Here is an 11381-nt window from a genome sequence, read left to right as displayed (position 1 = left end):
CTTCGATGAAGCGGCGGGCTGCCTGTTGCTCAGATAGTTTAGAGCTTCACGCCCACGGAGGCAAACCAGGTGCGGCCGTCGGCGGGCAGCAGCCCGGGGCCGGGGTAGCCGCCCGAGCGGCGGGTGAAGTAGTTTTTATCGAACACGTTGTTGAGGCCGCCGCGCACGGTGAAGCGCTTGGCAAAACGGTAGGTAGCCGAGAGGTCGGTAACCGAGTAGCCGGGCACGCGGCCGGTAGTGGCGGCGGCGTTGGCGGCCACGGTGTTGTTAGCGTCGGCAAACACGCTGGAAACCCGCGTGAGCTGGGCCGTGGCCGAGAGGTCCTTGTGGGCGAAGGTAGCGCCCACGCGGTGCGTGTATTTGGGCGCGTACTCCACGCGGTTGTCCTTCAAATCACCTTCCTGAATACCGCCGTTGGCCAGCGCAGTGGTCAGCAGGCGGGTGTAGCGGGCATCCACCAGGGCCGAGGAAACGAATACGTCCAGGTGGGGCAGCTCGAAATTCTGGGTGAGGGCGTGCAGCACGTCCAGCTCCACGTAGGCCTCCACGCCCTTGTGCACGCTGGTCCCGATGTTGGTGCGCAGCTGCTGGGTTTGGGTGCTACTGCCCGGCACCAGCCGGCGTATGGTCCCGATGCGGTTGTCGTAGTTCAGCCAGAACGCATCCACGTCGAAGGTCAGTACCTTGCCCCAGGTGCCCCGGTAGCCCACCTCGGCGTTGAAGCCGCGGGCGTCCTTCAGGTTGGGGTCAATCACGTCGGAAGTAGCCGGCGGGGTCAGGTCGCCGAAGGTGACGGGGCGGAAGGCCCGCGAGTAGTTGGCGTAGAGGTTGGTCTGGTCGGTTACGCGCAGCTCGGCCCCGGCCCCGTACAGCAGCACGCGGCGGCGCGAGTCCTGCCTGATCTGGTTTTCCGAGCCGTCGGCGTTCAGGCTCAGGTAGCCGCGGCCTTCGTTGTCAATCACCTCGTAGCGCACGCCCGGCGTGAGGGTGAGGCGGGAGCCCAGGCGGAAGATGTTTTCCACGAAGGCGGCGTAGTTGCGGGTGCGGAAGCTCAGGTCGCGGCCGTAACGCGCGGCTTGCAGATCCAGGTTGAAGTCGGAGCCGGTGTCACCCTTGCCCTGCTGGCGGCGGCCCAGGTTGGCGGCGGCCACGCGCACGCCGGCGGCCAGCGTGTGCTGCTGGCCCAGCAGGCCGTAATCGGTGAGCAGGCGCAGCTCCGAACCCAGGTTGCGGTACCGGTCCCGGTCGAGCTGGCGGTTGGCGGGCTGGCTGGTGGCGGGGTTCACCGCGTCGGGCTTGTCCACGCCCACGCTGCTGGGCAGGCCAATGGAGTTCCGCTCGCCCAGCAGGCCAAAGGTTTTCAGGCTCAGGCGGGTGCGGTCCGAGAACTGGTAGTCGGCCGTGAAGGCCGGAAAGGTCCAGGGCGTGCTGAACCAGTTGCGGCTGCGCGAGCTGTTGCGCACGTTGCCGTTGTAGAACTGGGCATCGGTGAGGCCGCCGGGCTGCTGAATCTCGTAGTAAAGGTGGCTGATTTCGGCCCCGAGGCGCAGCTTGCTGGTGGCCTGGAACTGCACGTTCACGTGGGCGTTGCGGATGTTGAACTCCGAGTTGTCGCGCCAGCCGCCGCCCAGGCGCTGCTGGTAGTAGCCAAAGTAGCTCACCTTGCCCACCGTGCCGCCCAGCGAGTTGTAGGTGCTCACCAGCCCGTTGTTGCCCACCGTGTTATTGGTTTCGAACTCTATTTTCTTGCCGCGGGGCCCGCGCTTGAGCTCGTAGTTGAGCAGGCCGCCGAACTGGGGCCCGTACTGCAGGGAGCCGCCCCCGCGGATGATCTGAATGCGGTCCACGGCCTCCAGTGGCGGGTTGTAGTAGGCCTCGGGGTAGCCGAAGGGGTCGGAGCTGATGTCCATCCCGTTCTGGCGGGTGTTGAACTCCCAGCTGCGGTTGGGCGAAAGGCCCCGGCTGGCCACGTTGATCTGCTGGCCCGAGCCGTCGCTTTCCCACACCGTAATGCCGGGCACCTTGGCAAACACCTGCCGGGAGGCGTTCATCACCAGGTTAGCATCGAGCTTATCCAGCTGAATGATTTCGTTTTTCTTGCCGGCCGTGAGGGTAGTGCCGTCTACTTCCGGGGCATAACGGGTGGCCTTGGCGGCTATGGTTACGCCCGCCAGCTCGCGCAGGGCTTCTTCCAGCGTGAAGCGCAGGGTGTAGGCCTGCCCGCTCTGGAGCGTGAGCGTCTGCGTCTGGGGTTTGGTGCTGAGGCCGGTTACCGTCACGGTGGCTTCGCCGGCCGGCAGACCGTAGAGGCGGAAGCTGCCGCGGGCATCGGTAGTGGCCGAACGGTCGGCCACGCTTACCAGCACGCCCTCCACGGGCTGACCGGCGCGGTCGAGCACGGTGCCGGTGAGGGTGGCGCCGCGGCTGGTTTCGTCGGGGCTGCTCAGGTGCGTGCGTGGGGTGGTAGTGGCCGCCAGGGCCGGTACCGCGGCCGTGAGCAGGGAAGAAAGCAGTAGAGAAGAAGCAGTTCGCATACGGCAGTAGAACGGCGCATCGGGCTCCGTTTCGACGGCAAAAGCACAGCTGCTTAGATTGATTTTAAATAGCTAATTGGAAAAAAATCTAAATAAAACAAATTGGGTGGGTTGTTTGATTGCCGGTTTTCCATCCGGCCCCACTAACCTGCCGGCCAGGGGAGGACTGCTGAGCCCTCAGAACAGCGCGCAGTGGCGTACGCCGGATGTAGCAGTACCCGTATCCCGGCTCACCAACTAAAAGCTGCACCAAAAAGCCCCGCTCACCAGTGCTGAGCGGGGCTGAACGGGAGTACACGCGGCCTTACTTGGTTGCTTCCGGCTGGAGCGTGCGGCCCAGCCACTCGAAGAACACCCGGTTCCAGAGCACCGCGTTCTGGGGCTTACTGATCCAGTGGCCCTCGTTGGGGAAGTACAGGAAGCGGCTCGGGATGCCGCGCAGCTGGGCCGTGCCGAAAGCTTCCATGCCCTGGCCCTCGGGCACCCGGAAGTCCTTGCCGCCGTGAATCACCAGGATGGGCGTATCCCAGTTCTGGGCGAAGAGTTGGGGGTTGAACTCGGTGTAGCTTTTGTGCTGGGGCTGCTCCCAGGGTGCGGCCCCAATGTCGTGTTTGGCAAAGAACATTTCCTCGGTGCTGGGGTACCAGCTGGTGAGGTTGTAGAGGCCGCAGTGGGCAATGAAGGTCTTGAAGCGGCCCTCGTGCTTGCCGGCCAGCAGGTACACCGAGTAGCCGCCGTAGGAGGCGCCCACGCAGCCCAGGCGGGCCTTGTCCACGTAAGGCTCGGCACTCACGGCGTCGATGGCCGAGAGATAGTCCCGGATGGGCTGGCCGCCCCAGTCGCCCGAGATACTGTTGTTCCACTCGGTGCCGAAGCCGGGCAGGCCGCGGCGGTTGGGCGCCACCACGATGTAGCCCTGGGCCGCCATCAGCTGGAAATTCCAGCGGTAGGAGAAGCTCTGGGAAATCGGGCTCTGGGGGCCGCCCTGGCAGTAAAGCAGGGCCGGGTACTTCTTGGCGGGGTCGAAATCGGGCGGGTAGGTCACGTACACCTGCATCTGCTTGCCGTCGGTGGTCATCACCATCCGCGACTCCAGCTTACCGGTTTTCACGCCCGCCAGTTCCTGCTCGTTGATGTGGGTCAGCGCCGTTTCGCGGCCCGATTTCAAGTCCACCCGCACGAGGTCGGCGGGCGTGGCCTGGGTGGTCTTGTTCACGATAACGGCGTCCTTGCCCACCAGCTCGAAGCTGTTGTAGTTGAACGCGCCCTTGGTGAGCTGCTTTACTTTGCCGCCCTTGGCGGGTACCGAGAAAATCTGCTGGGTGCCGGCTATGGGGCTGGTGAAATACAGCGTTTTGCCATCGGAACTCCAGCGCACGTTGCCGGCCGCCTGCTCCGAGCCGGCTGTTACGTCCTGGCGCTTCTCGGTTTTGAAATCATACACTACATAGCGCTTTATGGTTTTGAAATCATACACCACGATGCCGTTGCGGTCCGACTCGAAGCCTGGCGTGGCCATGCTTAGCCAAGCTATCTGCGAGCCATCAGGCGAAAAAACGGGCTCGGTATCGTAGCCCCCCAAGCCCTCGCTTAGATTCTGAGTCTGAACCTTGCGGGTGTCGTATAGGTAGATGTCGGAGTTGGTGCTCTCGGCCTCGGCCTTGCCCGTGAGCTTGCGTGAAGTGTAGGCTATTTGGGAGCCGTCGGGCGAAAACGCCAGCTGCTCGGAGCCGCCGAAGGGCTGCAAGGGCGCGTCGAACTTCTCGCCGGCCATAATGTCTACGTCCTTGCCGCGTCCGCTGGGCATGCCATCACTCTCGATATGCTGGAAAAACACGTGCGACACCTTGTAGTCGTCCCACTGGTTCCAGTGGCGGTAGTTCAGGTCGTCGATGATTTTGGCATCGGCCTTGGGCAGGTCCGGAAACCAGTCCTGCACCGTTTTGCCCACCTTCACGTCCTGGGTGTACACCAGAAAGTTGGCCCGGGGGGAATACTTCAGGTTGGCCACGCCCTCCTTCGGAAAGGCGCTCAGCAGCTGCTTGCCCGAGCCGTCGGCGTTCATTACGTAGAGCTGGTCGGAGCCGCCCTCACCGCTCATGAACGTGAGCCGGCCATCGGGCCGCCAGTTGAGCGTGTTTTCGGAGGTGGCAGGCGTGTTGGTCAGTTGCCGGGCCGGGCCGCCGCCGGCCGGCACCGTCCAGATATCCGACTGCCCCTTGTTGTCGGCCAGAGAATAGCGGGTTACGGTGTAGGCCACCGTCTTCTGGTCCGGCGACACCTGCATTTCGCCCAGGCGGCCGAGTTTCATCAGCAGCTCGGGCGTGTAGGTAGTTTGGGCCGCCGCGCCGAGGGGCAGCAGGAGCAGGGCGGAGAGCAGGGGTTTGTGCATCATGGGAGTTGCGGGTGGATACGAACCGCAAGATATGGCGTCTCTGCTACCTTGCAGGCATGCCCGATTTCCGACTACGCGTTTTCCAGGCCGTGGCCCGGCACCTGAGCTTTACCAAGGCTGCCCAGGAGCTTTACATCAGCCAGCCCGCCATCACCAAGCACATCCGGGAGCTGGAAACCACCTACGCCCAGCGCCTGTTTGAGCGGCGTGCCGGCCGCGTCAGCCTCACCGAGGCCGGCGCCCTGCTGCTGGCCCACGCCGACGCCGTGGCCGATTTGCACCAGCAGCTCACCGGCCGGCTCCAGGCGCTGCACGGCGAAGCGGCCGGGCGCCTGCGCCTGGGCGCCAGCACCACCCTGGCCCAATACGAGCTGCCGGCCCTGCTGCCCGGCTTCCAGCAGCGCTACCCCCAGGTGGAGCTGACCCTGCTCAACGCCAACTCCGAGCAGATTGCCGAGGCCCTGCTCCAGGGGCAGCTCGACCTGGGCTTCGTGGAGGGCCGGGCCAAGAGCCGCGACCTGCACTACGAGCCCCTGCTGGCCGATGAGCTGGTGGCTGTGCGCCGGGCCACGCCCGCCGGTCCGCCCCCGGAGCCGCTGGCGCTGGCCGTGGCCCTGGCCCATCCGCTGGTGCTGCGCGAGCGGGGCTCGGGCACCCTGGAAGTGCTCGAATTTGCGCTGCGGGAGCAGAAAATCAGGCTCTCCGACCTGCGCGTGGCCTTCTACTTCGACAACACCGAGGCCATCAAAACCTACCTCGAAGCGGCTCCGCAGGCGCTGGGCTTCGTCTCGCGGCGGGCCCTGACGCGGGAGCTGGCGGCGGGGCTGCTGGAAGAGGTGCCGGTGGTCGGGCTGCGCCTGCCCCGGCAGTTCGAGGCCCTGTGGGTGCAGGGCCAGCCCCTGACCCGCCCGGCCGAACGGTTCCTGCGGTTCGTGCAGCAGCGTTATAACCAGAAGTAATACCCGATAACTATTTCCGATTATCGGGTGGGGGAGGAGCGCCGTAGTTTTGGGGCGCCGTTTGTTTTCCGTCCCGCCATGTCTGCCACATTGCCTGCGCCCGTTCCCGCCACTGCGCCCATCCCCGCGCCGGTGCCGCCGCCGACGGGCGACAAGGGGGCGAAAATCGGGTTTGCGCTGCTGCTGCTGGGGTGCCTCACGCCCTGGGCCTCGCCGCCGCTGGCCCTGGCCCTGGGCCTGCTGCTGGCCCAGACGCTGGGTAATCCCTTTCCGGCCTTCACCAGAAAACTCACGCCCCGGCTGCTGCAATACTCGGTTATCGGGCTGGGATTCGGGCTGAACGCTCAGGCGGCGGTGGCGGCCGGCCGGCAGGGCCTGCTGTTCACGGTGGGCTCCATCCTCGGGACGCTGGTGCTGGGCTACGGGGCTGGGCGGGCCCTGGGGCTGAACCGCGTGGTGGCCCACCTGATTGCCTGCGGCACCGCCATCTGCGGGGGCTCGGCCATTGCGGCGGTGGGCCCGGTGGCGGGCGCCCGAGACGAGGAAATGTCGGTGGCCCTGGGCACGGTGTTCGTGCTCAATGCGGTGGCCCTGTTCGCCTTCCCGCCCCTCGGCCACGCCCTGGCCCTGACTCAGCAGCAGTTCGGCCTTTGGTGCGCCATTGCCATCCACGATACGTCCTCGGTGGTGGGGGCGGCGGCGGCCTATGGTCCCGAGGCCCTGGGCGTGGCCACCACCATCAAACTGGCCCGCGCCCTCTGGATTATCCCCGTGACCCTGGGCACGGCTTATTTCTTCCGGCAGAAAAACGTGCAGGTAAAGCTGCCCTGGTTTATTCTGGGCTTCATCGGGGCCATGCTGCTCAATACCTACGTGCCCGAAACCCGGCTCGTCGGCCCCGGACTGCTGCAACTGGCGCGAATGGGACTGGTTGTGACCCTGTTCTTTATCGGTGCGGGCTTGTCGCTCAAAACCATTCGCGCCGTCGGCCCCCGCCCGTTCGCGCTGGGTGTGCTGCTCTGGCTGGTGGTGTCCGCCGCCTCGCTCTACGTAATTGTATCGGTGTAGCGGCGGCGGTGGGGGCCCAGAAGGCAGGGATACGAAACCGAAAATAGAACGTCATTCCGAGCGCAGCCGAGGAATCTCGCGTGCTGATGTTGCAGTAGTCCAACGTCAGCACGCGAGATTCCTCGGCTGCGCTCGGAATGACGTTCTTTCTTTGACAACCAACAACCAACAACCGACAACCGACAACCGACAACCAGCAACCAACAGGCCACCAACCGACAACCAGCAACCAACAACCAGCAACCAACAGGCCACCAACCGGGGGCTGCGTATCTTCGCGCTGTTCAACCACGTCGTCTTTTACTATGCGCCAGCTCGCCGTCATTCCCCATTCCGACGCCAAAATCACGCTGTTCAGCTGGAACGGGAAGTACCTCATCAAACTGGAAAAGGGTCCGTTTGAGCAAACCTACAAGGTGAGTGAGCTGGACCTGACCGGGGAGGAGGATATTCACCGGCTCCTTGACGACGAATTTGTGCAGGCCGCCGTGCGCCGGTTCGCGGCCATGCAGCAGGATTTGCAGGCGGCCTTCGACCGTCACGACCTCTAGCGGCCGGTTTTCCCCACGTTTTCAACTCCCCCTCGGATTATGCGTTTTCTGATTCCTCTGCTTTTTGTGCTGCTGCCCCTGGCCGGCCGCGCCCAGCTCTACGAAGCCCGCACCAGCTCCGTCAACTTCGAGAAGCGCGAGCGGGACGCGCTCAAGGTGCAGGTAGAAGCTTCCGCCGACTGGACCCGCAATTTCTGGCAGAGCTGGCTCAAGGACACCTACAACATCAAGCTCAAGGGCGATGGGCTGTTGGGCGTGGGCAAAAAGGACAACCTCACGGCCAGGCAGGTGCCCATGTCGAGCGTGACGGGCAAGCTGCTGGACCTGTATTCCACCGTCACGGCTCCTTCCGATTCAGTGGCCGAGCTCTCGGTGTGGGCCGCCATGGGACCCGATTCGTTTCTGTCGGCCGCCGGCACGCCCACCGAGTTCAACGCCCTGCGCGGCATCGTGCAGAGCTTCGGAGCCGCCGCCCGCCTCAAGGCCTACCGCGAGCAGCTCGCCGCCGCCGAAAAGGAGCTGAGTGCCACCGAGAAAGAGAAAGACAAGCTCGAAAAGGAGCGCAGCAACCTGGCCAGCAACACCAAGGCCAACCTCGAAAAGATTGAGCAGCTGCACAAGCAGAACGCCGACAACAAGCTCAAATCGGCCGAGGACTCGGTGAAGCTGCTCGATAATGCCCGCCTGCTGGAACTGCGCAAAGCCCAGCTGGAACGCCGGCGCGCCCGCCTCACCAACCTCGACCGTAACTAACGCGCCGCCGCGGCTGCACCTGCTCATGGAAAAAGACCCTTCGCCCCTCGATACCCTGCGCCAGCTGAAGGAATGGCTCGATGCCGGCACCATCACGCCCGAGGAATTCCAGACGCTCAAGCAGAAGCTGGTCTTCACGGACGCTTCCGCCCGCCCGCCCGCCGCGCCCCAGACTCCTGCCGTGCCGCCCGCCGTGGAGGAAACGCCGCCGCCCGCCGCCCCGCCGCTGCCCCCGAACATGGCCGCGCCGGTGGCCGTGGTGCCGCCCGCCTTGCCCGCCGCGCCGCCGGAGCCCACCATCATTGCGCCCCTCGACGACCCGCTGCTGCCGCCCCTGACCCATCAACCCGCCGCGGGGCGGCCCGCCGAGGCGGTGCCACCCGCCCCACCGGTGAGCGGGCCGGGCTTCTCGCATCCGCTCGAAGCCGGCCGGCCCGCCGCTTCCCCCGGCCGGGCTGATGAGTTTCTGACGCCCGCCGCCGCGCCCGCGCCCGCCGAGGAATACGTGGAGGATGAAGCGTACGCCGTACCGGCCAAAAGTCCGTTGGGCACCCTGCTGGTGGTGGGAGGCATTGTGGCCTTGCTGGCGTTGGTGGCTTACCTGATGATGGGCAACCAGGATTCCGAGCGCCTGACCAGCACCACCCTCACGGCCGCCGACTCAGTAGCCACCCGCCCCGACGAAGGTCCCCAGACCGAGCAGATTGAGCTGCCGCCCGTGGCCGCGCCCGAAACCATCCGGGTGGAGCAGCCCGCCACGCCCCTGCCCGCCCCCGCCGCGGACACGGCCGCCGCTCCGGAACCGGCCGCTGACCCCGCCCCGGTGACGGAACCCGCCGCCGCCGACGCCGGCGCGGAAGCCCGCATCACGGGCGTATTGCAGCGCTACTACGCCGATTTGCAGGCGGCCCCATTCACGGCCTCGGCCTACTTCGCGCCCCAGGTCGAGCGGTTTTACCTCCAGCAGAACACCACCCCGGCCGCTATCAATGCCGAGCTGGAGAAAACGCACTTTCCCGAGTTTCTGGAAGGCCAGACCACCATCCGGCCCGGCAGCCTGCAGGTGAGCCCCCCGGTGGCCGATGGCTCGCGGGTGGTAACCTACGTGGAGAACAGCACGGCCCTGCGCCAGTCTCTGCAGAAACGCCAGCAGACGGCCGCCCAGGTGCGGGTGCGCTTCGATAAGAACTTCAAGATCGTGTACCTGCGCCAGGAAAAGCTGCTGGAAAACAATTTCACCGACTAACGCGCCGTTTCGGCCGTGGCGCGGAACGAACTTTCGCCCCACGGCCGAAGCAGCGGGGCAGTTGGCCTGCAACCGTTGGGACCGGGTGTGGTTCTTAGCGGAGTTGAGCTTATTCTGAATTATCTGATGCGTACCCGTTTGCTGTTGTGGCCCGCCCTGGGCCTGTTGGGGTTGACTTCCTGCCTGAAAATCATCAAGCCGGGCAAGGATTTTGGCCGCTACACCCCGCCGCCCGCCCCCGATTACCGCATGGAGGACCACTGGGCCGCCCTGCCCGACCGCCGCGACTCGGCCGACGTGGTGCCCCGGGGCTCCCTGTTCCGGGACCAGCAGCGCGATGCCCCCGCCGACGTATTCTACGTGCACCCGACTACCTACCTCTGGCGCAAGCAGTGGAACGCTAGCCTCGCCGACGACCGGGTAAACCGCTTCACCGACGACAAGGTGATTCGGGGGCAGGCCTCCGCTTTCAACAGCACAGCCCGGGTGTACGCCCCCCGCTACCGCCAGGCTACGCTCTACTCCTTTTTCGACAGCGAAGAATCTACGAATGGGGAGCAGGCTATTGAGCTGGCCTACGGCGACGTGAAAGCGGCGTTTGAATACTACCTCGAGCATTACAACCGGGGCCGCCCCATTATTCTGGCCGGCCACAGCCAGGGCACCGTGCACGCTACCCGCCTGCTCCACGACTTCTTCGACGACAACGCTGCGCTGCGCCGGCAGCTGGTGGCGGCCTACCTGGTAGGCTATGAGGTGAAGCCCGACGAGTACCGGGTGTTGCGCCCCTGCGAAGACTCCACCCAGACCGGCTGCTACGTGGCCTGGAACACGGTGGCCTGGGGCAACGAGTACGAGCCCTACCAGCAAAGCCTGGCGGTAAATCCGCTGACCTGGACCCGCGACACGCTCACGGCCCCCGCCCGCCTCAACCTGGGCGGCGTCCCCTACGACTTTAAGCGCCTCGATAAGCGCATCGTGGATGCCAAGGTGCACAACGGCCTGCTGTGGGTGCATCCGCCCGAACGCGACGGGTATCCGCGCTTCCTGCTGCCCGGCCACTTCCGCCTCTGGCACTCCTTCCACCTCGCCGATTACGCCCTGTTCTACGGCAACATCCGCCAGAACGCCGCTGCCCGTGTCCGGGCCCACCGCATGCGCCTGGGTGGGCAATGAGGCGGCCAATCTAACGTTGGAGTTCCTGCTTGTTTCCCCCTATTCATCCTGCCCCCGACCATGAAGACGCCGCTTATTTTCTCGCTAGTGCTACTGGGGTGCAGCACCGGGGCATCGGCCCAGACGGCCAGCCCGCGCTACCCGGCCCTGAGTCGCACGCTGGATAGTCTGGCCTACGTGGACCAGTGGCCCATGCAGCGCATGATGCAGCAGCTGCCCGATACGGCCGGCCGTAATCTGGAAGGCGTGCAACATCTCAACTTCGCCCGCCATCAGCCCGTGCTCGAAGCCATCATCCGGCGCTACGGCTACCCCGGTTTTCGGGAAGTAGGCGAAACGAGCGCCAATAACTTCTGGCTCCTGGTGCAGCACGCCGATGCCCACCCCGATTTCCAGCGGCGCATACTCCAGCTGATGCAGGCCCAGGTGAAGGCCAAAAATGCCAGTCCCCGCAACTACGCCTACCTCACCGACCGCGTAGCCCTGGCCGCCGGCCGCCCCCAGGAATACGGCACCCAGGTGGAGTACACTGGTCCGGGCATCGGCACCGCCCACGCCCGCACCCTGCGCGACCCCAAAAACGTGAACAAGCGCCGCGCCGCCATGGGCATGGAACCCTTGGAGGAGTATCTACGCAATAGCGCCGATATGCACCGGCAGATGAACACGCCGCAGCCCAAAGCGCTATAGCGGAAGCCG

General features: G+C 65.3%; 9 protein-coding genes. 7 read left to right on the top strand and 2 right to left on the bottom strand.

What is annotated here, in order from left to right:
• Positions 1-38: 38 nt before the first annotated feature.
• Both KLP40_RS02025 and KLP40_RS02020 read right to left on the bottom strand, forming a co-directional pair.
• A complete protein-coding gene (locus KLP40_RS02025; protein ID WP_215591878.1) occupies positions 39-2534 on the bottom strand; it encodes a TonB-dependent receptor in 2496 nt (831 codons plus the stop codon).
• Positions 2535-2838: 304 nt separating this feature from the next.
• The gene (locus KLP40_RS02020; protein ID WP_215591876.1) at positions 2839-4929 is read right to left on the bottom strand and encodes a S9 family peptidase; all 2091 of its coding nucleotides are present in this window, start codon (positions 4927-4929) and stop codon (positions 2839-2841) included.
• 56 nt (positions 4930-4985) lie between these two features.
• On the opposite strand from KLP40_RS02020, the gene KLP40_RS02015 reads away from it, so the two are divergent.
• The 7 genes from KLP40_RS02015 (at position 4986) to KLP40_RS01985 (ending at position 11372) form a co-directional block, all read left to right on the top strand.
• Positions 4986-5888: a LysR substrate-binding domain-containing protein gene (locus tag KLP40_RS02015; RefSeq protein WP_215591875.1), complete on the top strand. Its 903-nt coding sequence runs from the start codon at positions 4986-4988 to the stop codon at positions 5886-5888.
• A gap of 78 nt (positions 5889-5966) precedes the next feature.
• Positions 5967-6956, top strand: a complete 990-nt coding sequence (locus KLP40_RS02010; protein ID WP_215591874.1) for a YeiH family protein — start codon at positions 5967-5969, stop codon at positions 6954-6956.
• Positions 6957-7261: 305 nt separating this feature from the next.
• A complete protein-coding gene (locus KLP40_RS02005; RefSeq protein WP_215591873.1) occupies positions 7262-7507 on the top strand; it encodes a hypothetical protein in 246 nt (81 codons plus the stop codon).
• Positions 7508-7546: 39 nt separating this feature from the next.
• Entirely contained in the window at positions 7547-8260 is a 714-nt protein-coding gene (locus tag KLP40_RS02000) for a hypothetical protein (RefSeq protein WP_215591872.1), read from the top strand.
• 25 nt (positions 8261-8285) lie between these two features.
• On the top strand, positions 8286-9506 hold the full coding sequence (locus tag KLP40_RS01995; protein WP_215591871.1) for an SHOCT domain-containing protein: 1221 nt from the start codon (positions 8286-8288) through the stop codon (positions 9504-9506).
• Between the two features lie 126 nt (positions 9507-9632).
• The gene (locus KLP40_RS01990) at positions 9633-10682 is read left to right on the top strand and encodes a DUF3089 domain-containing protein (RefSeq protein ID WP_215591869.1); all 1050 of its coding nucleotides are present in this window, start codon (positions 9633-9635) and stop codon (positions 10680-10682) included.
• A 60-nt stretch (positions 10683-10742) separates the two neighbouring features.
• Positions 10743-11372, top strand: a complete 630-nt coding sequence (locus KLP40_RS01985) for a DUF6624 domain-containing protein (protein ID WP_215591867.1) — start codon at positions 10743-10745, stop codon at positions 11370-11372.
• The last annotated feature ends 9 nt before the right edge of the window (positions 11373-11381 follow it).

The sequence above is a fragment of the Hymenobacter piscis genome, assembly GCF_018760735.1.
GTDB classification, from domain to species: domain Bacteria; phylum Bacteroidota; class Bacteroidia; order Cytophagales; family Hymenobacteraceae; genus Hymenobacter; species Hymenobacter piscis.
The sequence above is the reverse complement of the archived record's forward strand: the minus strand, read 5'-3'. Positions and strand labels throughout refer to the sequence as shown.

Coding starts and splice junctions, on each gene's coding strand:
- KLP40_RS02025 (WP_215591878.1), bottom strand. CDS start 2,534: ATGCGAACTGCTTCTTCTCTACTGCTTTCTTCCCTGCTCACGGCCGCG.
- KLP40_RS02020 (WP_215591876.1), bottom strand. CDS start 4,929: ATGATGCACAAACCCCTGCTCTCCGCCCTGCTCCTGCTGCCCCTCGGC.
- KLP40_RS02015 (WP_215591875.1), top strand. CDS start 4,986: ATGCCCGATTTCCGACTACGCGTTTTCCAGGCCGTGGCCCGGCACCTG.
- KLP40_RS02010 (WP_215591874.1), top strand. CDS start 5,967: ATGTCTGCCACATTGCCTGCGCCCGTTCCCGCCACTGCGCCCATCCCC.
- KLP40_RS02005 (WP_215591873.1), top strand. CDS start 7,262: ATGCGCCAGCTCGCCGTCATTCCCCATTCCGACGCCAAAATCACGCTG.
- KLP40_RS02000 (WP_215591872.1), top strand. CDS start 7,547: ATGCGTTTTCTGATTCCTCTGCTTTTTGTGCTGCTGCCCCTGGCCGGC.
- KLP40_RS01995 (WP_215591871.1), top strand. CDS start 8,286: ATGGAAAAAGACCCTTCGCCCCTCGATACCCTGCGCCAGCTGAAGGAA.
- KLP40_RS01990 (WP_215591869.1), top strand. CDS start 9,633: ATGCGTACCCGTTTGCTGTTGTGGCCCGCCCTGGGCCTGTTGGGGTTG.
- KLP40_RS01985 (WP_215591867.1), top strand. CDS start 10,743: ATGAAGACGCCGCTTATTTTCTCGCTAGTGCTACTGGGGTGCAGCACC.